This is a genomic window from Rhodococcus yananensis (assembly GCF_020515525.1).
Taxonomy (GTDB): domain Bacteria; phylum Actinomycetota; class Actinomycetes; order Mycobacteriales; family Mycobacteriaceae; genus Rhodococcus; species Rhodococcus yananensis.
Map to the genome: position 1 here is coordinate 1 of NZ_JAIYEP010000047.1, position 21,834 is coordinate 21,834.

The 21,834-nt window shown below is 69.8% G+C and carries 20 protein-coding genes and 1 tRNA gene; all 21 read left to right on the forward strand.

Annotated elements, in window-relative coordinates; genetic code table 11:
- The first annotated feature begins 137 nt into the window (after positions 1–137).
- The 21 genes from LDQ05_RS19850 (at position 138) to LDQ05_RS12655 (ending at position 21,782) form a co-directional block, all read left to right on the forward strand.
- Positions 138–1,328, forward strand: a complete 1,191-nt coding sequence (locus LDQ05_RS19850; protein ID WP_226437297.1) for a hypothetical protein — start codon at positions 138–140, stop codon at positions 1,326–1,328.
- Positions 1,325–2,428, forward strand: a complete 1,104-nt coding sequence (locus LDQ05_RS12565) for an HAD-IIA family hydrolase (RefSeq protein WP_226437298.1) — start codon at positions 1,325–1,327, stop codon at positions 2,426–2,428. The genes LDQ05_RS19850 and LDQ05_RS12565 overlap by 4 nt, the downstream gene beginning before the upstream one ends.
- A gap of 44 nt (positions 2,429–2,472) precedes the next feature.
- Positions 2,473–2,691 (forward strand): hypothetical protein, encoded by a 219-nt coding sequence (locus LDQ05_RS12570; RefSeq protein ID WP_226437299.1) that lies wholly within the window; start codon positions 2,473–2,475, stop codon positions 2,689–2,691.
- A gap of 1 nt (position 2,692) precedes the next feature.
- Entirely contained in the window at positions 2,693–3,508 is an 816-nt protein-coding gene (locus LDQ05_RS12575; protein WP_226437300.1) for a TlyA family RNA methyltransferase, read from the forward strand.
- The gene (locus tag LDQ05_RS12580) at positions 3,505–4,446 is read left to right on the forward strand and encodes an NAD kinase (RefSeq protein ID WP_226437301.1); all 942 of its coding nucleotides are present in this window, start codon (positions 3,505–3,507) and stop codon (positions 4,444–4,446) included. The genes LDQ05_RS12575 and LDQ05_RS12580 overlap by 4 nt, the downstream gene beginning before the upstream one ends.
- Positions 4,447–6,210: a DNA repair protein RecN gene (gene recN / locus LDQ05_RS12585; RefSeq protein ID WP_226437302.1), complete on the forward strand. Its 1,764-nt coding sequence runs from the start codon at positions 4,447–4,449 to the stop codon at positions 6,208–6,210.
- Positions 6,211–6,301: 91 nt separating this feature from the next.
- The gene (steA, locus tag LDQ05_RS12590) at positions 6,302–7,486 is read left to right on the forward strand and encodes a putative cytokinetic ring protein SteA (protein WP_226437303.1); all 1,185 of its coding nucleotides are present in this window, start codon (positions 6,302–6,304) and stop codon (positions 7,484–7,486) included.
- Positions 7,483–8,442 (forward strand): copper transporter, encoded by a 960-nt coding sequence (locus tag LDQ05_RS12595; RefSeq protein WP_226437304.1) that lies wholly within the window; start codon positions 7,483–7,485, stop codon positions 8,440–8,442. The genes steA and LDQ05_RS12595 overlap by 4 nt, the downstream gene beginning before the upstream one ends.
- A gap of 180 nt (positions 8,443–8,622) precedes the next feature.
- A complete protein-coding gene (pyrG, locus tag LDQ05_RS12600) occupies positions 8,623–10,374 on the forward strand; it encodes a CTP synthase (RefSeq protein ID WP_226437305.1) in 1,752 nt (583 codons plus the stop codon).
- Positions 10,375–10,378: 4 nt separating this feature from the next.
- A complete protein-coding gene (locus LDQ05_RS12605) occupies positions 10,379–11,032 on the forward strand; it encodes an NUDIX domain-containing protein (protein WP_226437306.1) in 654 nt (217 codons plus the stop codon).
- Between the two features lie 4 nt (positions 11,033–11,036).
- Positions 11,037–11,963, forward strand: coding sequence for a site-specific tyrosine recombinase XerD (gene xerD, locus LDQ05_RS12610; protein WP_226437307.1), 927 nt, complete (start codon positions 11,037–11,039; stop codon positions 11,961–11,963).
- 166 nt (positions 11,964–12,129) lie between these two features.
- Positions 12,130–13,059: a ParA family protein gene (locus LDQ05_RS12615; RefSeq protein WP_226437308.1), complete on the forward strand. Its 930-nt coding sequence runs from the start codon at positions 12,130–12,132 to the stop codon at positions 13,057–13,059.
- Positions 13,060–13,071: 12 nt separating this feature from the next.
- Positions 13,072–13,905 carry a segregation and condensation protein A gene (locus LDQ05_RS12620; RefSeq protein WP_226437324.1) on the forward strand — a complete coding sequence of 278 codons (834 nt, stop codon included), beginning with the start codon at positions 13,072–13,074 and terminating at the stop codon, positions 13,903–13,905.
- Positions 13,906–13,973: 68 nt separating this feature from the next.
- Positions 13,974–14,615 (forward strand): SMC-Scp complex subunit ScpB, encoded by a 642-nt coding sequence (scpB, locus tag LDQ05_RS12625; protein WP_226437325.1) that lies wholly within the window; start codon positions 13,974–13,976, stop codon positions 14,613–14,615.
- 10 nt (positions 14,616–14,625) lie between these two features.
- Positions 14,626–15,753, forward strand: a complete 1,128-nt coding sequence (locus LDQ05_RS12630; RefSeq protein ID WP_226437309.1) for a pseudouridine synthase — start codon at positions 14,626–14,628, stop codon at positions 15,751–15,753.
- A gap of 26 nt (positions 15,754–15,779) precedes the next feature.
- Positions 15,780–16,442, forward strand: a complete 663-nt coding sequence (gene cmk / locus LDQ05_RS12635; protein ID WP_226437326.1) for a (d)CMP kinase — start codon at positions 15,780–15,782, stop codon at positions 16,440–16,442.
- On the forward strand, positions 16,439–17,875 hold the full coding sequence (gene der / locus LDQ05_RS12640) for a ribosome biogenesis GTPase Der (protein ID WP_226437310.1): 1,437 nt from the start codon (positions 16,439–16,441) through the stop codon (positions 17,873–17,875). Before cmk ends, der begins: the two co-directional genes overlap by 4 nt.
- A gap of 89 nt (positions 17,876–17,964) precedes the next feature.
- A tRNA-Pro gene (locus tag LDQ05_RS12645) sits at positions 17,965–18,038 on the forward strand.
- A gap of 164 nt (positions 18,039–18,202) precedes the next feature.
- Positions 18,203–19,768, forward strand: coding sequence for an ABC transporter ATP-binding protein (locus LDQ05_RS12650; RefSeq protein ID WP_308013214.1), 1,566 nt, complete (start codon positions 18,203–18,205; stop codon positions 19,766–19,768).
- A gap of 86 nt (positions 19,769–19,854) precedes the next feature.
- Positions 19,855–20,025, forward strand: a complete 171-nt coding sequence (locus LDQ05_RS19855; protein ID WP_308013215.1) for a hypothetical protein — start codon at positions 19,855–19,857, stop codon at positions 20,023–20,025.
- Positions 20,022–21,782: an ABC transporter ATP-binding protein gene (locus tag LDQ05_RS12655; protein WP_226437311.1), complete on the forward strand. Its 1,761-nt coding sequence runs from the start codon at positions 20,022–20,024 to the stop codon at positions 21,780–21,782. Before LDQ05_RS19855 ends, LDQ05_RS12655 begins: the two co-directional genes overlap by 4 nt.
- The last annotated feature ends 52 nt before the right edge of the window (positions 21,783–21,834 follow it).

The window sequence follows — 21,834 nt, forward strand, 5'->3', positions numbered from 1 at the left end:
CGGAAGCTAAGCCTGTCAGCGCCGATGGTACTGCACTCGTCAGGGTGTGGGAGAGTAGGACACTGCCGAACACCCGTTCCGGAGAGGGGACCCACTGTGTGGGTCCCCTCTTCGTGTTTCCATGAAAGGATTCCCCTGTGTCCGACAACAACGGCGAGCGTAGGTCCTTCCGGGGTGGAGGATCCACTCCGCGGTCGGACCGGGATGACAACGCGAATCGCCATGAAGACCGACCGCGCGAGCGCCGCGAGAGCGGAACCGGTCGGGACGGTGGCCGTTCGTCCGACCGGTATTCGCGGGGAGACAGGCCCGGAGGCGGTGGTCGCCACGGCGGACGGCAGGACCGGTCCGATTACAACCGATCCGATTACAACCGATCCGGGGGCCGCGACGATCGTGCGGGCACTCGGGATTCCCGCGATCGTACCGAACGCGGCAACGCCGAGCGTCGGGAATACCGTGGTGGCCGCACCGACGACCGGCGCTCCCGCGACCACGACCGTCCTGCCCGCAGCGGTGGAGATCGCAGCGGTGGAGATCGTTCTGCCCGGGGGCCCGAACGCCGCGAGGGCGCGCCCCGCCGGCGTGGCGGTGAAGGCGGATTCGATCCTGCCCGCGGTGGTGAAGGAACACGACCGCAGCGGAAGTCGCGGCCGGAGGAGCCGGACCTGCCGGAGGACGTCGAAGCCACCGAACTCGACCCCACCATCCGCCGTGACCTGCTCAGTCTCGACAAGGCGAATGCGAACGCCGTCGCCCGACACCTGGTGATGGCCGGACGGCTGCTCGACGACGACCCGCGGTCCGCGCTGGCGCATGCCCGTGCCGCGCGGCAGCGTGCCGGGCGGATCGCGGTGGTCCGGGAAGCCGCCGGCGTCGCCGCCTACCATGCCGGTGAATGGGCCGAGGCCCTGTCCGAGTTGCGGGCGGCCCGCCGGATGTCGGGCGGAACCGGTCTTCTCGCGGTGATGGCAGACTGCGAGCGGGGACTGGGGCGCCCGGAGAAGGCCATCGAACTGGGTCGGAGCGACGAGGCGCGTGCGTTGTCCGGTGACGAGGCCGCGGAACTGCGCATGGTCGTCGCGGGGGCCCGCATGGACCTCGGGCAGATCGACCAGGCAGTCGTGACGCTGCAGACCGCCGACCTCGATCCGTCCCGTACCGGGACTCCGGCGGCACGTCTCTTCTACGCGTACGCAGACGCACTGGTCGCGGCGGGCCGGACCGATGAGGGTCTGCAGTGGTTCCTGCACGCCGCCGATGCGGACCTCGACGGTGTGACCGACGCGGAGGACCGTGTCGACGAACTGACCGGCGGGGACCTGTGACCGCTGCCGGAACCCCCGGCGGCTCGGTTGGTGCCGCGACCGGCGGTACGCTGCGCAGCCGATACGACGTGCTGTTGCTGGACCTCGACGGAACCGTGTACCGCGGCGCCCACGCGGTACCGGGAGCGAAGGAAGCCCTCGACCGGGACGGCAGCCGACTGCTGTATGTGACGAACAACGCCAGTCGACGACCCGACGATGTGGCTGCCCACCTGCGGGAACTCGGATTCCGCGCCGACCGGGAATCGGTCGTCACGAGTTCGCAGGCGGCGGCGCGGTTGCTCGCCGACCGGCTACCGGCGGGCTCCCGGGTGCTGGTCGTGGGCACCGACGCCCTCGCCGAGGAAATCGAGAGCGTGGCACTGGTACCGGTCCGTTCGGCCGATGCGGGACCGGTCGCCGTCGTCCAAGGGCATTCCCCGGATACGGGCTGGCGGATCCTCGCCGAGGCCACGCTGGCCGTTCGCGGCGGCGCATTGTGGGTGGCGACCAACGTCGATTCGACGTTGCCGACGGAACGGGGACTCGTCCTCGGCAACGGTGCGATGGTGTCGGCGGTGGGCGCCGCAACCGGAACCGACCCCGTCGTCGCCGGCAAACCGGCGGCACCGCTGTTGGAGGATGCGATCCGCCGCGGAGGTGCGCGTAGTCCCCTGGTGGTCGGGGACCGACTCGACACCGACATCGAGGGGGCCCACGCAGTGGGTGCCGACTCGCTTCTGGTCCTGACCGGGGTCAGCACCGTCGACGATCTGCTACGTGCCCGGCCCGAGCATCGCCCCACCTACGTCGCGTCGTCGCTCGCGTCGCTCGACGAGGACGCGGACGGGTTGCGTCCCGGAGCGGACGCGGACTGGGTCGTCGACGTCGTCGCAGGAGAGCCGGTGCTGTCGTGCACGGCGTCCGACATGGACATCGCGACACGTCGCGTGGACGCAGCGATGGCTGCCTTGCGGACGGTGCTGCCGTACGCGTGGGACAACCCGGGTTTCGGATCCGTCACCGGTGCCGACACCGCCGCCCGCACGGTCATCGCGAGCTGGAGCGCTGCACGCCGAGACGTCGCGGCAGGTGCGAATGTCGAACCCCGCGATACGTGAGGTGCGCGGGTGGTTCGGGTGACCATGCACTAGCGTGGTGTCCGATGAGCACGTCGATTCCACGTCCAGGTGAACACCTTCCCGGCGCCCGCCCGGGTATCGATCCGACCCACATCCACGGGGAGATCGACCGATTGCTCGGGCACGTCCGTGACGCGCACGGAACCGGTGACGCCGCCGAGGCGATCAGCCGGCAGTCCGCGCTGCTCGAGCAGGCCCACGACGTCCTCGTCGAGGCGTTGTCGACCGTCGACAGGACCTGACGTGGCTCGCCGGGCGCGGGTCGACGCGGAACTGGTACGGCGGGGTCTGGCGCGTTCGCGTGAGCAGGCGAGCGACCTGATCGCCGCGGGGCGGGTCCTCATCGCCGGCACGGTCGCCACCAAACCGGCGACGGCCGTCGAGACGGGCACCCCGCTCATCGTCACGGACGTGCCGGACGAGGTGTCCTGGGCATCCCGCGGTGCGCACAAGCTCCTGGGCGCGCTCGGGGCGTTCGCGCCGCAGGTGCGCGGTAGGCGCTGCCTCGATGCGGGGGCGTCCACCGGCGGATTCACCGATGTGCTGCTGCACGAGGGTGCCGCCGAAGTGGTGGCCGTCGACGTCGGCTACGGCCAGTTGGTCTGGAAACTGCAGTCCGACGACCGGGTGCACGTCCTGGATCGAACGAATGTGCGCACCATCGATGCGGATGCGATCGGCGGACCGGTCGATCTCGTCGTGGCCGACCTGTCGTTCATCTCGCTGCGCCTCGTGCTGCCGGCGTTCGTGCGATGCGTGAAACCCGGCGCCGACCTGTTCCCCATGGTCAAACCGCAGTTCGAGGTCGGGAAGGATCGGGTGGGCAGCGGCGGTGTCGTCCGCGACCCGGCGTTGCGCACCGAGGCGGTGCTCGACGTGGCGCGGGAGGCCCGGGCGCTGGGCCTGCGTACGCTCGGGGCGGTCGCGAGCCCGCTGCCGGGACCGTCGGGAAACGTCGAGTACTTCCTGTGGTTGCGGGCCGGCGAGCCCGCCACCGGTGATCTCGCTCCCGACATCGTCGACCTCGTCGAACGAGCAGTGCAGGAAGGACCCCAGTGACCACAGCATCGGACGCTCGTCCGTCCGGGCCCTCCACCCGCGAGATCCTGCTCGTCTCGCATTCCGGTCGACAGGAGATCGCCGCGACCGCTCAGCGTGTCGCCGGTCTGTTCGGGGAGGCGGGTATCGTCCTGCGGGTCCTCGACGACGAAGCCGCCAGTGCCGGCCTGGGGCATCCCGGGGGCCCGGGCGAGGTGCGGGTGGTGGCTCCCGGCCCGGATGCCGCGGCCGGCTGCGAGATGGTGGTCGTTCTCGGCGGGGACGGCAGCTTCCTGCGGGCCGCCGAACTCGCCCACGATGCGGCGGTGCCGGTGCTCGGTATCAACCTGGGGCGCATCGGCTTCCTCGCCGAAGCGGAAGCCGAACACCTCGCCGATGCCCTGCGCCAGGTGGTGCGCCGCGAGTACTCGGTCGAGGACCGCATGACCCTGGACGTGATGATCCGCGTCGACGATGCGATCGTCGATCGGGGGTGGGCGTTGAACGAAGCGAGTCTGGAGAACTCCTCGCGTCTGGGTGTGCTCGAAGTGGTCCTCGAAGTCGACGGCCGACCCGTCTCGTCGTTCGGCTGCGACGGTGTGCTCGTCGCGACACCCACGGGGTCGACCGCGTACGCCTTCTCCGCGGGTGGCCCGATCGTGTGGCCGGAACTCGAGGCCCTGCTGGTGATCCCCAGCAACGCGCATGCGCTGTTCGCCCGTCCGCTGGTGACGAGTCCCGAATCGATCGTGGCGGTGGAGACACTCGCGGGCAGCCACGACGGAGTGGTGTTCTGCGACGGACGCCGGACCCTGCACCTGCCCGCGGGTGGTCGCCTCGAGGTGGTCCGGGGCCGCAACCCCGTGCGGTGGGTGCGGCTCGATTCGGCGCCGTTCGCGGACCGGATGGTGCGCAAGTTCGATCTTCCGGTGAAGGGTTGGCGAGGAAGGAAACTCTAGGTGCTGGCAGAGATCCGGATCGACAACCTCGGGGTCATCTCCGAGGCCAGTGCACGGTTCCACGGGGGACTGACGGTACTCACCGGTGAGACCGGTGCGGGCAAGACCATGATCGTCACGAGCCTGCACCTGCTGTCCGGGATACGGGCGGATTCGGCGCGGGTGCGGGTCGGTGCGGCCAAGGCCGTCGTCGAGGGTCGATTCAGCGTCGACCCGGGCAGCAGCCACATCGAACGGGAGATCACCCGGCTGCTCGAATCCGCCGGTGCCGACCGCGACGAGGACGGCAGCATCATCGCGGTGCGCACCGTCAACCGTGACGGAGGATCCCGCGCCCATCTGGGCGGGCGCAGCGTTCCGGTCGGGGTGCTGTCGGACTTCACCGACCCGCTGCTGACCGTGCACGGACAGAACGATCAACTCCGGTTGTTGCGGCCCGATCAGCAGCGCGCCGCCCTCGATCGATTCGCCGGACGGTCCGTTGCGGCGCCGCTGGAGAAGTACCGCACCCACCGTCGCCGTTGGCTCGACGCCCGCGCCGAACTGCTCGACCGGTCCCGCCGATCCCGTGAACTCGCGCAGGAAGCCGACCGGCTGCAGTTCGGTCTCGACGAGATCGACGCGGTCGCACCCGAACCCGGTGAGGACATCCGCATCGTCGCCGACGTGCGGCGCCTGTCGGATCTCGATTCGTTGAGGGACGCCGCCGTCGCCGCCCACACCGCCTTGGCCGGCGACGACGAGAACGTCGACACCGCGGGGGCGCTGGATCTGCTGGGGGAGGCCCGCGCCCGCATCGCCGGCTCCGACGATCCGGCTCTGCGTGATCTCGGGCCGCGCCTCGACGAGGCCGTCGCCGTGGTCACCGATGTCGTCGCGGAACTCTCCGGCTATCTGGGAGATCTGCCGTCGGATCCCGACGCGCTCGACACACTTCTGACGCGGCAGGCCGAGCTGAAGACGCTCACCCGCAAATACGCCGCGGACGTCGACGGTGTGCTCACCTGGGCCCGCGAGGCCCGCGACCGGCTCTCGGGCCTCGACGTGTCCGCGGAGGCGATCGACGCGCTCACCGCGCAGGTCGCCACCGAAGCCGCGGCGACCGCCGACGCCGCCGCTGCGCTGTCGGCGGCCCGCCGCAGGGCCGCCGCGAAACTCGCCAAGGCGGTCAGCGCGGAACTCGCCGGGCTGGCGATGGGTCGGGCGGTGCTCGACGTGCGGGTCGCCGAGCGTGAGGCCACCGAACACGACACGGCGCCGCTTCCGGTGGGGGACCGAACACTCCACGCCGGGGAATCCGGGATCGACGACGTCGAGTTCCGGCTCGCCGCGCACACCGGCGCGACCCCGCTGCCGTTGGCTCGCAGTGCATCCGGTGGTGAACTGTCGAGGGTGATGCTCGCACTCGAAGTCGTGCTCGCGGCGTCCGAACGCGGTGCCACCATGGTGTTCGACGAGGTCGACGCCGGTGTCGGTGGCCGCGCCGCCGTCGAGATCGGGCGTCGTCTGGCCCGGCTGGCACGCACCCATCAGGTCATCGTGGTCACCCACCTGCCGCAGGTCGCCGCGTTCGCCGACACCCACCTTGTGGTCGACAAGGTCGACGACACCGCCGGGGTGGTCAGCAGCGGTGTGCGGGAACTCGGCGACTCCGAACGTGTCGCGGAACTCGCCCGGATGCTCGCGGGCCTCGACGACACCGAAACGGGCCGGGCACACGCCGAGGAGCTGCTCGCCATGGCCTCCGCCGAGCGCTGCTCCTGACCGCCGGGACACGATCCCCGACCTGGGCGGGACGGGATCGTTCCGGCGCGCCTCCGCGACCCACTCGCGTCCCGGTAGCATCATCTTTCCCATGAAGATGCCGGCGCTGCTGTCCCGCACCACCGAAACGCTGCCCGGAGTGAGCGGAATCGCCCGGGTCGACCGGAACACCGACAAACTGGTCCGCAGGGTCGGTCCCGGCGACATCGTCGTCCTCGACGTCGTAGACCTCGACCGGCCCACCGCGGACCGGCTCGTCGACGCCGGCGTCACCGCCGTCGTCAACGCGTCGATGTCCATCTCGGGCCGCTACCCGAACCTCGGCCCCGAGGTCCTGGTCGCAGGGGGTGTCCTCCTCGTCGACGGCGTCGGCCCGGACGTGTTCAAGAAGGTCAAGGACGGCTCGAAGATCCGCCTGCACGACGGCGGTGTGTACGCCGGTGAACGGCTGCTCGTCGACGGTGACGAACAGACCGAAGCGGAGATCTCCGACCGGATGATCGAGGCGAAGACCGGACTGGTCGATCACCTCGAGGCGTTCTCCGGGAACACCATCGAGTTCATCCGCTCCGAGAGCCCGCTGCTCATCGACGGGGTCGGCATCCCCGAGATCGATCTGGACCTACGCGACCGGCACGTCGTGGTGGTCACCGACGGACCCGACCACACACAGGACCTGAAGAACCTCAAACCGTTCATCAAGGAGTACGCCCCGATCCTCGTCGGGGTGTCCGGCGGCGCCGACGCCCTCACCAAGGCCGGATACCGGCCCGACCTGATCGTCGGTGACCCCGACGGGATCGGGACCGCCACCCTCAAATCGGGTGCCGAGGTGGTACTCCCGGCCGACCCCGACGGACACGCCCCCGGACTCGAACGCATCCAGGACCTCGGGATCGGAGCGATGACCTTCCCGGCCGCCGGAACCCCCACCGATCTGGCGTTGCTGCTCGTCGACCATCACGGCGCGGCTCTCGTCGTCACCGTCGGCAGCACCGTCTCCCTCGACGAGTTCTTCGACCAGGGACGTCGTGACACCAATCCGTCCGCCGTGATGACCCGGTTGAAGGTCGGGCCGAAACTCGTCGACGCCAAGGCCGTCGCCACCCTGTATCGCAGCCGCGTCTCCGGCGGGATCATCGCCCTGCTCGTATTCGCCGCGTTGATCGCCGTGATCGCCGCGCTCGTCGTGTCGAACCTCGGCGGTGACGTCGCGACGCTCGTGGGCCAGTGGTGGGACGACCTGGTCGAGTGGGTGCGGGGCCTGCGCGCGTGATCTCGCTGCGCCAGCACGCCGTCTCCCTCGTCGCGGTGTTCCTCGCCCTTGCCGTCGGGGTGATCCTGGGATCGGGGTTGCTCTCGGACACCCTGGTGTCGGGTCTGCGCGACGACAAGGACGATCTGAACGCTCAGCTGCAGGAGCAGTACGAGCGCGCGAACCGCCTCGACGCGCGATTGTCCGCCGCCGACGGATTCGAGGCGACCATCGCTCCCCGCGTCGTCCGGGACGAACTACGCGACCGCACCGTCCTCGTGGTGACCACCCCGGACACCGATCCCGGCGACCTCGACGCGACGGTGCGGACGGTGGAGGCGGCCGGTGGCCGCATCACCGCCCGCCTGGCCCTGACCGACACCTTCCTCGACGTGTCCGCCGGTGACCTGCTGCGCAGCACCGTCGCCCAGGTCGTCCCCGCCGGTGTGCAACTGAACACCGGCGCGGTCGACCCGGGGAGTCTCGCCGGTGACCTGCTCGGCGCGGTACTGCTCGTCGACCCCGCCACCGGCGACACCCGCGGCACCCCGGAGGAACGCGTTCTGACGTTGAACACCCTGCGCAGCGGCGGATTCGTCACCTACGAGGACGGCGCGGTCGAACCCGCACAGGCGACCGTCGTGGTCACGGGCGAGCGCGCCGCCACCGACGAGCAATCCGCGGCCGGCGGTAACCGCGGCGCACTGCTCGCCCGGTTCGCCGCGGCCGTCGACACCCGCGGTGCGGGCACCGTCCTCGCGGGACGTCCCGGCGCCGCCACCGGCAGCGGCCCCATCGCCGTCGTCCGAGCGGACGCTGCCCTGTCGTCCGCGGTGTCCACCGTCGACGATCTGGACCGGGAATCCGGTCGCATCACCACCGTCCTCGCGTTGCGTGAGCAACTCGACGGGGGATCGGGGCGTTACGGAACGGGACCTGCCGCCGCTGCCGTCACCGTCGGATCCGCCGCCCGGTGACCCGCTTCCGGGCGTGCCGGCCGGCCCACCGTGTGACGTGCGCGGCAGCCTCCACCGAAAACGCGAGTCCGGGTACGCGGGCGAGACGGCAGGTGTTACCGTGGAGTTCCGTGGGTCGGCAGGCCCCAGCTGTATCGTCTGAAGTCCAAAAGTCCTGCACCTGACGTCACGGGAGCTTCTTTGCCACAGTCACGCCACTCGCGTACCGCTACCAAGCACATCTTCGTCAGCGGGGGCGTCGCATCCTCGCTCGGCAAGGGGCTGACCGCATCGAGCCTCGGTACTCTGCTGACCGCGCGGGGCATGCGCGTGACGATGCAGAAGCTCGATCCGTACCTCAACGTGGATCCGGGCACCATGAACCCGTTCCAGCACGGTGAGGTCTTCGTCACCGAGGACGGCGCCGAAACCGACCTCGACGTCGGGCACTACGAGCGGTTCCTCGATCGCGACCTCAACGCCGACGCCAACGTCACCACCGGTCAGGTGTACTCGACCGTCATCGCCAAGGAACGCCGCGGCGAGTACCTCGGCGACACGGTTCAGGTGATCCCGCACATCACGGACGAGATCAAACGCCGCATCCTGGCGATGTCCGCCCAAGACGCCCACGGACACACCCCCGACGTGGTGATCACCGAGATCGGCGGCACCGTCGGCGACATCGAATCCCAGCCGTTCCTCGAGGCCGCCCGTCAGGTGCGCCACGAAGTGGGCCGCGACAACTGCTTCTTCCTGCACGTGTCGCTGGTGCCCTATCTCGGACCGTCCGGCGAACTGAAGACCAAACCGACCCAGCATTCGGTCGCCGCGCTCCGCAACATCGGTATCCAACCCGACGCGTTGGTGCTGCGTTGTGATCGTGACGTCCCCGACTCGCTCAAGGCCAAGATCTCCCTGATGTGCGACGTCGACCTCGCCGGCTGCATCTCCTGCCCCGACGCCCCCAGCATCTACGACATCCCGAAGGTGCTGCACAGCGAAGGGCTCGACGCCTACGTGGTGCGCCAGCTCGGACTGCCGTTCCGTGACGTCGACTGGACCGTGTGGGGCGACCTGCTCGAACGCGTCCACAACCCCCGCGAAACCGTGGAGGTCGCGCTCGTCGGCAAGTACATCGACCTCCCCGACGCCTACCTGTCGGTCACCGAAGCGTTGCGCGCCGGTGGATTCGCGCATCGCGCCAAGGTGAAGATCCGTTGGGTCGCGTCCGACGAATGCGAAACCGAGGCCGGTGCGCAGGCCCACCTCGGTGACGTCGACGCCGTCCTGATCCCCGGCGGATTCGGCATCCGCGGTATCGAGGGCAAACTCGGTGCGATCCGCTACGCCCGTACCCGCGGCATCCCGCTGCTCGGGCTGTGCCTGGGTCTGCAGTGCGTCGTCATCGAAGCCGCCCGGTCCGTCGGCATCGACGATGCCTCCTCCACCGAATTCGATCCCGACACCACCGCACCGGTGATCTCCACGATGGCCGATCAGCAACAGGCCGTCGCCGGTGAAGCCGACCTCGGCGGAACCATGCGGCTCGGTGCCTACCCCGCCGTCCTGGCGAAGGGCTCGGTCGTGGCGAAGGCGTACGGCGCCGAACAGGTCTCCGAACGGCACCGGCACCGCTTCGAGGTCAACAACGCCTACCGCGATCGCATCGCCGCATCGGGACTGCAGTTCTCGGGCACGTCCCCCGACGGGCGGCTCGTCGAATTCGTCGAGTACCCCGCCGACGTCCACCCGTTCTTCGTCGCGACGCAGGCCCACCCCGAACTCAAGAGCCGCCCCACCCGCCCCCACCCGCTGTTCGCGGGCCTGATCGCCGCGGCGATCAGGTACAAGGCCGCGGAGCGGCTGCCCGTGGACGTCCACGGCGACGAGGACGCACCGGTGGACGCCGACGCCGTCGTGTCCACCGCCGGCAGCGGCGACACCGAGTAGAACCGTGGCGCAGCGACACGAGTTCCGCACCCTGTCCACACGACGCATCCACACCGGTGCGATCGTGTCGCTGCGCGTCGACGACGTGGAGATGCCCGACGGTCACCTCGCCGAACGTGAGGTCGTCGAACATCACGGTGCCGTCGCCGTGGCCGCCGTCGACACCGACGACCGGATCGTGCTGATCCATCAGTACCGGCACCCGCTCGGCCGGCACCTGTGGGAACTCCCCGCCGGGCTCCTCGACGTCCCCGGCGAGGACCCCGTCGACGCGGCCCGCCGTGAACTGGCCGAGGAGACCGGTCTGGCCGCCGACACCTGGAACGTTCTCGTCGACGTCGCGCTGTCGCCCGGATTCACCGACGAGGCGGTGCGCGTGTTCGTCGCCCGCCACCTCCGCGAGGTACCCCGCCCCACACCCGAACACGAGGAAGCGGACCTCGAGGTGCGCCGCGTACCCGTCGACGACGCCGTCGCCATGGTGCTGCGCGGCGACATCGTCAACGCGACCGCCGCCGCCGGCATCCTCGCCCTCGCCGTCTCCCGCGCCCCGGAGACACCGCTGCGTGCCCCGGCGGCGCCGCTGCGCGCGGCGGACGCACCGTGGCCGGATCGCCCCACCGCGTTCACCCGCACCCGCGCCGAGCATCGGGCGTGACCGCGTGCCCGGACCGCTCGGTGCACAACTCGACGCGTATCTGAACCACCTGACCGTCGAACGAGGCGCCGCCGTCAACACGATCTCGTCCTACCGCCGGGACCTGACCCGATATCTCGAGCACCTCGCCGACGCCGACATCACCGACCTCGCCGACGTCCTCGAACACCACATCACCGACTTCGCAGCCGCGTTACGGCGCGGCGACCCCGACCGGCAACGCCCCCCGTTGGCCGCGGGATCGGTGGCGCGGGCGCTGATCGCGGTGCGGGGACTGCACCGGTTCGCCGCGGCCGAGGGCCGGATCGGTGCGGACGTCGCGCGGGCCGTCAAACCTCCCGCGGCGGGACGACGGCTACCGAAGGCCCTGACCGTCGACCAGGTCGCCTCCATCCTCGAGGCGGTCGGTACGGACGCCGAAGGGCCGAGGGGCCTGCGCGACCGGGCCCTGCTCGAACTGCTGTATTCGACGGGTGCCCGCATCTCCGAAGCGATCGGACTCGACGTCGACGACGTCGACACCGGATCCGCCGCGGTTCTGCTGCGAGGGAAGGGCGGTCGGGAACGGCTCGTCCCGGTCGGCCGACCCGCCCTCGCTGCCCTCGACGCCTACCTGGTACGCGGCCGTCCCGCCCTCGCAGCGGGACACGGTGCCGCCCTGTTCCTCAACGCGCGCGGCGGACGGCTGTCCCGGCAGAGCGCCTGGCAGGTGCTGCAACGCGCCTCCGAACGCGCCGGGATCGACGCCGCGGTGTCCCCGCACACACTGCGGCACTCGTTCGCGACCCACCTGCTCGACGGCGGCGCCGACGTCCGGGTCGTACAGGAACTGCTCGGGCACGCATCCGTGACGACCACCCAGATCTACACGCTGGTCACGGTCGGTGTGCTGCGCGAAGTCTGGGCCGGCGCCCACCCCCGTGCCCGCTGATCGTGCGTGTCCGGCGGCGCAACCCCCACCGGAAGCGGTAGCGTTCCGATCACGGACAGGACAGGTAACGACGCGGCACCCGACCGGGTGCGCACGACAGTGACCAGAGTTGCGGCACAGCACAGATTGTGAACAGCAGGGTTGCAGAACAGGGGGAGTACCGAACGTGGGCACACCTCGGCCACCCGTCACCGACGATTCGTATCCGCCCGCGCCCGGATGGGCATCGGCATCCGGCGCGCCGCCGATCGCCGACACCGAACTCGGACCCACCGGCCGGCCCCGCCGGCACGTGCCCGAACCGGGCCCCGTCACCGCGCACGGCCCCGCGAAGATCGTCGCGATGTGCAACCAGAAAGGCGGTGTCGGCAAGACGACGTCCACCATCAACCTGGGGGCCGCACTCGCCGAATGCGGTCGACGGGTACTGCTCGTCGACCTCGACCCGCAGGGGGCCCTGTCGGCGGGACTGGGCGTCGCCCACCACGAACTGGACCTGACCGTCCACAACCTGCTGGTCGAACCGCGCGTGTCCACGGACGAGGTGTTGCTGCGCACCCACGTGGAGAACCTCGATCTGCTGCCCAGCAACATCGACCTGTCCGCCGCCGAGATCCAACTCGTCTCCGAGGTCGGCCGCGAACAGGCACTCGGTCGTGCCCTGTACCCGGTGCTGGACCGCTACGACTACGTGCTCGTCGACTGCCAACCGTCGCTGGGCCTGCTCACCGTCAACGCCCTCGCCTGCGCCGACTCGGTGCTCATCCCCATGGAATGCGAGTTCTTCAGCCTCCGTGGACTGGCGTTGCTCAACGACACCGTCGCGAAGGTCCGCGACCGCCTCAACCCGAGGCTGGTCGTCGCCGGGATCCTGGTGACCATGTTCGATTCCCGCACCCTGCACGGGCGCGAGGTCATGTCGCGGGTCGTGGAGGTGTTCGGCGACCTCGTCTACGACAACGTCATCAACCGCACCGTCAAGTTCCCCGAGACCAGCGTCGCGGGTGAACCGATCATCACCTGGGCCCCCAACTCCGCGGGCGCCGAATCGTATCGCGGGCTCGCCCGTGAGGTGATCCACCGGACCGGCCGCTGACCTGTGCCCACGATCGTTCCCCCCACCGACACGGTGACACCGTCGCCCTCGGGCACCGCCGACGACACCGGCTTCCGGGTCCGGCTGCGCAACTTCGAGGGTCCCTTCGATCTGTTACTGACCCTGATCTCGCAACGCCGACTCGACGTCACCGAGGTCGCACTGCACGAGGTCACCGACGAGTTCATCGCCTACACCCGCGCACTCGGACCCGAACTGGGCCTCGACCGGACCACCGAATTCCTCGTTGTCGCCGCGACCCTGCTCGACCTCAAGGCCGCCAGACTCCTGCCCTCCGGCGACGTCGACGACCCCGAGGACCTCGCCCTGCTCGAGGCCCGCGATCTGCTGTTCGCACGGCTGCTGCAGTACCGTGCCTACAAGCAGGTCGCCGAGCGGTTCGCCGAACTCGAGCGGGCCGCGCTGCGCCGGTATCCGCGCGCGGTGTCACTCGAGGACTGCTTCGAGAACCTCGTCCCCGAGGTGGTCCTCGGTGTCGACCCGCATCGGTTCGCGGAGATCGCGGCCGCAGCGTTCCGGCCGAAGCCACCCCCGACGGTGGGTCTCGATCACCTGCACACACCGAAGGTGTCGGTACCCGAACAGGCCGGCCACATCCTCGCGCTGCTCGAGCAGCGCGGCCCGGGAGTCTGGGTGGGATTCGACGAACTCGTCGCCGACTGCGACCACGGGCTGCTGGTCGTCGCCCGGTTCCTCGCGTTGCTCGAACTCTACCGGCAACGCGCGGTGACCTTCGACCAACCCGATCCCCTCGGTCCGCTGCAGGTGGCGTGGACCGGGGAGGACGACGACAGTGCCACCGACTTCGAGGAGGACTACGGGTGAGTCAGGACGCGTCGGAGCGACACGACACGGACCCGGAGGGCTCCGCCACCCGAGCGTGGGACGGCGAGCTGCTCGACATCGCCGACGACGAACTCGCCGCCGCCCTCGAAGCGGTCCTGCTGGTCGTCGACACCCCCGCCGCCACGGAGCAGCTCGCCGCGGCCATCGGTGTCACCGTCGACCGGGCCGACACCGCGCTGCGGCGTCTCGCCGCCGACCTCACGGCGCGCGGCTCCGGTATCGATCTGCGACACGCCGGTGACGGCTGGCGGTTCTACACCAGACGCGACTACGCCCCGTACGTCGAGAAGCTGCTCCAGGGCGGTGCCCGCACCAAGCTGACCCGGGCAGCGCTGGAAACCCTCGCGGTGATCGCCTACCGGCAACCCGTGACCCGCAGCCGCGTCGGTGCGGTTCGCGGGGTCAATGTCGACGCGGTGATCCGCACCCTGCACGCGCGCGGCCTCATCGCCGAATCGGGCACCGACCCGGACACCGGCGGCACCCTCTACACCACCACGGACCTGTTCCTGGAACGACTCGGTCTCGGTTCCCTGGCGGACCTGCCGCCCGTCGCGCCGCTGCTCCCGGACGTCGATGTGATCGACGACATCAGCGACAGCCTCGAGTCCGACCCACGATTTGAGAGAATGGGCAGGAACGCGCGCGCCGAGGCACCCCCGGCCGCGGAGTTCGACCCGGAGAACTGACAGGACACACGTGAACAACCCCGCTCGCCGTGATGGCACACCGGACAGAAAACGACACACCCGCACCGGCTCCGCCGGCAAGGGCACCGGCTCCGCCGGTAAGGGCGCAGGCCGCTCCCGATCCGGGGGCCGAGCCGACGCCCCCGCGACCCGCGGTGGCCGGAACCGGACCGAGGGAACACCCTCGGGGAAGAAGCCGCACCGCGGCGCCACCGCCGGTACCGGACGCGCCGGGTCGACGAACCCGAGATCGACGAACCCGAAATCGACAGGCCTGAACAAGCGCGGCAAGCCCGCCGCACCGAAACCGCAGGCGCGCCGAGCCCCGGCGACCCCGACGGTCAGCAACGCCAAACCCGCCCGGCACCAGCACGCGGACATCACCCCCGTCCAGCTTCCCGCCGGTGAAGGGGTCCGGTTGCAGAAGGTGCTCGCGCAGGCCGGGGTCGCTTCCCGCCGCGCCGCCGAGGACCTCATCGCCGCCGGCCGCGTCGAAGTGGACGGCGCGATCGTCCGCGAACAGGGACTGCGCGTGCACCCGGAGAACGCGGTGATCCGTGTCGACGGCGTCCGCGTCGTCATCAAGAAGGATCTGGTGCACCTGGTCCTCAACAAGCCCCGCGGGTGGCAGTCCACCATGTCCGACGACCTGGGGCGACCCTGCGTCGGTGACATCGTCTCCGAACGCGTCGCTGCCGGGCAGCGCCTCTTCCACGTCGGCCGGCTCGACGCCGACACCGAAGGACTGCTGCTGCTCACCAACGACGGGGAACTGGCCCACCGCCTCATGCACCCGTCGTTCGAAGTCCCCAAGACCTACCTCGCGACGGTCAAGGGCGTCGTCGAACGGGGCGTCGGCAAGCAACTGCGCGACGGCGTCGAACTCGAGGACGGTCCCGCCTCCGTCGACCACTTCGCCCTGCTCGAGGTCCACGAGGGCCAGTCCCTCGTCAAGATCGTGTTGCACGAGGGCCGCAAGCACATCGTGCGTCGACTCCTCGACGAGGTCGGCTACCCGGTACTCCGATTGCTGCGCACCCACATCGGTCCCGTGGCGCTCGGCGATCAGCGGCCCGGCACCCTGCGGGTGCTCGGCCGCACGGAGGTCGGCGGTCTCTACCAGGCGGTGGGTCTGTGACCGGCACCCCGGATCTGATCGTCGCGATGGACGGGCCGTCCGGCACCGGAAAGTCCACCGTCGCCAAGCTCCTCGCGCGGCACCTCGATGCCGCCTATCTGGACACCGGTGCGATGTACCGGGTCGCGACCCTGCACGTGCTGCGCCGCGGCGTCGACCTGACCGATCCCGCGGCGATCGCGGCGGCCACGGCCGACCTACCGTGGTTCATCGGCACCGACCCCGCCGTCGAGGACATCCGTCTCGACGGTGAGGACGTTCGCGCCGAGATCCGCGGCGGCGAGGTCACCTCCGCGGTGTCCGCGGTGTCCGCGGTCCCGCAGGTGCGGACGCTGCTGGTCGCCGCGCAACAGCAACTCGGGCGCGCGTCCGGTCGCGCCGTCGTGGAGGGACGCGACATCGGCACCGCCGTGTTCCCCGACGCGGACGTGAAGGTCTTCCTGACCGCGTCGGCGCAGGCCCGGTCGCGGCGCCGCAACACCCAGAACATCGCCGAGGGCCGCGGCGACGACTACGACGCGGTGCTCGCGGCCGTGCAGCGCCGCGACCACCTCGATTCCACACGCGCCGTGTCGCCGCTGCGCGCCGCCGACGACGCCGTCGTCGTGGACACCAGCGACATGGACATCGACCAGGTGATCGCCGCGCTCGTCGCGGTCGTCGCCGAGCAGACGGGAGCGCCGCTGTGAGCGACGACGCCACCTACGAACACCTCGACGGACCGTCCCCCGCGGACGGCACGTGGTCCGACGAATCGGATTGGGACGTCGAATTCCTCGACGATGCCGACCTCGAGGACTTCGTCGCCGTGCCCACCGTCGCGGTGGTCGGGCGTCCCAACGTCGGGAAGTCCACCCTCGTCAACCGCATCATCGGCCGTCGCGAAGCGGTCGTCGAGGACATCCCCGGGGTCACCCGTGACCGGGTGTCCTACGAGGCGACGTGGAACGGACGCCGGTTCATGGTGCAGGACACCGGCGGCTGGGAACCCGACGCGAAGGGAATGCAGCAGTCCGTGGCCCGGCAGGCCGAGGTCGCCATGCGCACCGCCGACGCGATCCTCGTCGTCGTCGACGCCACGGTCGGGGCGACCAGCGTCGACGAGGCCGTCGCGCGGGTGCTGCGCCGGTCGAAGACCCCGGTGCTGCTCGTCGCGAACAAGGTCGACGACGACCGGGTCGAATCGGAAGCGGCCGCGTTGTGGTCCCTCGGATTGGGCCAGCCGTACTCGGTGTCCGCCACCCACGGTCGCGGTACCGGTGACCTGCTCGACGTGCTGCTCGAGAAGCTGCCGGCCACTCCGCGGGAGGGCACCGGCGGGGGAGGACCACGTCGTGTCGCTCTGGTCGGGAAGCCGAACGTCGGCAAGTCGAGCCTGCTCAACAAGCTGTCCGGCGACGAACGGTCCGTGGTGCACGATGTGGCCGGAACCACCGTCGACCCCGTCGACTCGCTCGTCGAACTCGGCGGGAAGCCGTGGCGGTTCGTCGACACCGCCGGTCTGCGCAAGCGGGTCACGCACGCGTCCGGAGCCGAGTTCTACGCCTCACTGCGCACCCGCGGGGCGATCGAGGCCGCAGAGGTCGCTGTCCTGCTCATCGATGCCTCGCAGCCCATCACCGAACAGGATCAGCGGGTCATCGGGATGGTCGTGGACTCCGGCCGTGCACTGGTGATCGCGTTCAACAAGTGGGATCTCGTCGACGAGGACCGTCGTTACGAGTTGGGTCGCGAGATCGAACGTGACCTGTCGCGGGTGCCGTGGGCGGCCCGGGTGAACATCTCGGCGAAGACCGGCCGGGCCGTGCAGAGACTCGTCCCGGCGATGGAGACCGCACTCGAATCGTGGGACAAGCGCATCTCGACGGGGCGGCTCAACACCTGGCTCAAGGAGGTGGTGGCGGCGACACCACCGCCGATGCGTGGCGGCCGGCTACCGCGCGTGTTGTTCGCCACCCAGGCCGCGACACGTCCGCCGACGTTCGTGCTGTTCACCACGGGATTCCTCGAGGCCGGGTATCGCCGCTTCCTCGAACGGAAACTCCGGGAGGAGTTCAACTTCGACGGCAGCCCCGTCCGGGTCAACGTGCGAGTCCGCGAGAAGCGCGACCGCCGCAAGTAGGCGCGAACCGGAAAATGGTGCTGACCAGGCGATTAGTGTTTCCGTCCCGTCCTGTTGTAATCTCAACGAGCACTCGATGAGAGTGCGGGCGGGCTGTGGCGCAGCTTGGTAGCGCACTTGACTGGGGGTCAAGTGGTCGCAGGTTCAAATCCTGTCAGCCCGACCGAAAACCCCGGAGAATCAATGATTCTCCGGGGTTTTTCGTTGTCCGGAGCCGGTCGGACCGCGCCTCGTGCGCTCGTCGCGACCCACCACCTCGGCCCCGTGGGTTAGATTAGCCTAATCTTATTGCGTTGAAGGGATGCGGTTCAGAGATCCGGTGGTGCCATGACGACGATCGATGCTCCTGCGGTGGGTGTGCCCGAGAAGGACACCGCTACCGATGCGCGAGCCCAACAGAAGGCCGATGCGCGGGCGCTCGACGACCTGTTGCGCCCGGTCGCCCCGAGTCTGGCCGTCGGCCGGGTCCTGGCGGTGGTCTCGGCAATCCTGGCCGTCGTGCCGTACATCGCGCTGGTGCACATCGGCGAGATCCTGCTCGACGCCGGCCACTCCGACGGCGCAGTCGACGCGGACGCAGTATTCCGATGGCTGCGGATCCTGCTGGCCGCGTTCACCCTGCGACTCGCCGTGTACTTCGTCGCGTTGCTCATCACGCACCTGGCGGACATCAGGCTCGGTCACCTCCTCCGCCGCCGGATGATCCACCGGTTCGCCGAGGTGCCCCTCAACTGGTTCACCGCCACCAACTCCGGTCGCGTACGCAAGGCCCTGCAGGACGACATCGGAACCATCCACCACCTGATCGCGCACCGGCCCGTCGACGGCACCGTCGCGATCGTCATGCCGCTGACCCTGACGGTCTACGCGTTCGTCATCGACTGGCGTCTCGGGCTGCTCGCCGTGGCCACCGTGCCGCTGTACGGCGCGGCGATGGCATTGAGCATTCGCGGGATGGGCGAGAAGACCGTCCTGATGGACACGAAGCTGGCCGTCGTGTCGGCACGCATGGTGGAGTTCGTCACCGGCATCACGGTGGTCAAGGCATTCGGTCGGGTGGGTCACGCCCACCGCGCCTACCGCGAATCCGCCGAGGAGTTCCAGGTCTTCTACCACGACTGGGTACGTCCCCTCGTGCGGGTGAGCTCGCTGGGAACATCACTGCTGGCCGTGCCGCTGATCCTGCTCGTCAACATCGGCGGCGGCGCGTGGCTCGTCCACCACGGCGCAGTCACGGTCGCCGACGTCCTCGCCACCTCCCTGATCGCGCTCCTGATCCCGTACGGCATCGAGGTGCTGATGAACGCGATGTGGTCCGCGCAGATCGCCGGTGCCGCCGCCCGACGACTCACCGATCTCCTCGAGACCCCGGTCCTGGCCGACGACGGAGTGCGCGCCGAACCGCGCGGCCACGACGGCGTCTTCGATCACGTCGGATACACCTACGGAACGGGCGAGAGCGCCGAACTCGCGCTCGACGACGTCTCGTTCACGCTGCGGGAAGGCACCGTGACCGCCCTCGTCGGACCGTCCGGATCCGGCAAGTCGACGATCGCCGCACTCCTGGCACGGTTCGACGACCCGCAGTCCGGCGAGATCCGGCTCGGTGGGGTACCCGTCTCGGAGATCGACCACCTCTACCGGCACGTCGGCTTCGTCCTGCAGGACCCCCAACTGCCCGCGATCTCCCTCCGCGACAACATCGCGCTCGGCCGTCCGGATGCCACCGAGGAACAGATCCGGGAAGCGGCCCGGGCCGCCCGGATCCTCGACGAGATCGAGGCGTTACCGAACGGCTTCGACACGGTCTACGGTGCCGACAGCGGACTGTCCGGCGGCCAGGCCCAGCGCATCGCGACCGCCCGCGCCATCCTGGTCGACACCCCGTTCTGATCCTCGACGAGGCGACCGCACTGACCGACCCCGAGTCGCAGTTCCGGATCCAGCAGGCACTGTCGGATCTGGTACGCGACAAGACGGTGCTGCTCGTCGCGCACCGACCCGAAGTGATCACCGGCGTCGACCGGATCGTCCTCGTGCGCAACGGCCGCGTCGTCGCGGTGGGAACCCACGACGACCTCGCGTCCGAACCGGGTTACACCCAGCTCTGGAAATCGACCACCGCCACGTTCGGACGTGAGAACCGATGACCCTTCCACTGATCGACATCGTGCCGCGCATGAAACGCATGGTGTCCGAGCCCGACGCACTACGCCCGGTCATGGTGATCGCCGCGCTGTGCGGTGTCGTCGAAGGTCTTGCCCTCGCCGCGATGCTGCCGGCGATCACCTCCCTGGCCTCCGGGGAACCGGAATGGGGTCTGGGAATCGGTGCCTGGCTCGCCGTCTTCGCCGCACTGGCCGCCGTCGGCTTCGCCCTCAACTACCGGCAGAACCAGCGTGCCTACGCCGTCGCCCTCGACTTCCTCCACAGCATCCACCGTCTGGTCGGCGACCGGGTCTCCCGACAACCACTGGGCTGGTTCGCGAAGCCGGTCGCCGGTCGACTGTCGCGGATGGTCTCCACCGAACTGATGCAGGCCGGAGAGATCTACGCCCACATGTTCGGTCCGATGATCGCGCGGATGTCCTCCGCGACCGTGGTCGTGATCGCGGCCTGGTTCTGGGACCCCCTGCTCGGTCTGATCCTGACGATCGCCGCGCCCGTGTTCGTGGCGATCACGCTGCTGTCCACGGCGCTCACGCGCCGCGGCCGTGACCTCCACGAACCACACGAGGTGGAACTCGCGAACCGCATCGTCGAGTACGCACGGTGCCAGGGTGCCGTGCGCTCGTGTGGGCGCAGCACAGACTTCGCCCCGTTGCGCGACGCACTCGACCACACCTACCGGGCGAAGACCCGGGCACAGTGGATCGAGACGGTCGGCCTGCTGCTCAGCGGAATGGTGACCCAGGGGGTGGTCGTCGCGCTGATCGCCGTCACCGGATCACTCGCGGTATCCGGCTCGTTGGAGCCCGTTCCGGCGTTGGCGTTCGCTGGCCTCGCGCTGCGCTTCACCTCGACCCTGTCCGCCATCACCGAGACCGCCATGGCCCTGGAGTCACGCCGACCGCTGCTCGACACGATCGACGAGGTCCTCACCGCAGCGCCGCTCCCCGAGCCGTCGGCGGCCGCGATACTGTCGCGCCCCGGCACCATCGAACTCGACGACGTCACCTTCGCGTACACGCCCGGCGCCGAGCCCGTCCTCGACGGCGTGTCGCTGACCGTCCCGGCCGGCTCGATGGTCGCGCTCGTCGGGCCGTCGGGCAGCGGCAAGACCACGATCGCGCGACTGATCAGCCGCTTCTACGATGCCGACTCCGGCACCGTGCGCGTCGGCGGCGTGCCGGTCATCGAGCAACCCACCGAGCAGCTGATGGCGCAACTGTCGATGGTCTTCCAGGACGCCTACCTGTTCGACGACACCCTGGAGGCCAACGTCGCGGTCGGACGCGCCGACGCGAGCCGGGAAGAGATCCGGGAGGCGGCCGACCTCGCCGGTGTCACCGAGATCGTCGAGCGTCTACCCGGCGGGTGGCAGGCGCGGGTCGGCGAGGGTGGCCGCGCACTCTCCGGCGGTGAACGTCAACGCGTCGCGATCGCCCGGGCCCTGCTGAAACGATCACCGATCGTGCTGTTCGACGAGGCCACCTCCGCGCTCGACGTGGAGAACGAAGCGAATATCGTCGCGGCGGTCGAGGCGCTGCGCACCCGGGCCACGATCCTGATCATCGCGCACCGTCTGGACACCATCGCCGCCGCCGACCGGATCATCGCGCTCGACGACGCCGGAGGAGTGGAAGCGCAGGGCACCCACGAGCAACTGCTCGCCGCCGGAGGAACCTACGCCCGGTTCTGGGACCGGTTGCACAGAGCGCAAGGCTGGACGCTCACCCGATCGTGACGCGCCGACCCACCGGACCCCGGCCGTTCAGTGCCGGGGACCGGGTCTGGGA

Coding starts and splice junctions, on each gene's coding strand:
- LDQ05_RS12570 (WP_226437299.1), top strand. CDS start 2,473: ATGAGCACGTCGATTCCACGTCCAGGTGAACACCTTCCCGGCGCCCGC.
- steA (WP_226437303.1), top strand. CDS start 6,302: ATGAAGATGCCGGCGCTGCTGTCCCGCACCACCGAAACGCTGCCCGGA.
- cmk (WP_226437326.1), top strand. CDS start 15,780: ATGGACGGGCCGTCCGGCACCGGAAAGTCCACCGTCGCCAAGCTCCTC.
- LDQ05_RS12650 (WP_308013214.1), top strand. CDS start 18,203: ATGACGACGATCGATGCTCCTGCGGTGGGTGTGCCCGAGAAGGACACC.
- LDQ05_RS12655 (WP_226437311.1), top strand. CDS start 20,022: ATGACCCTTCCACTGATCGACATCGTGCCGCGCATGAAACGCATGGTG.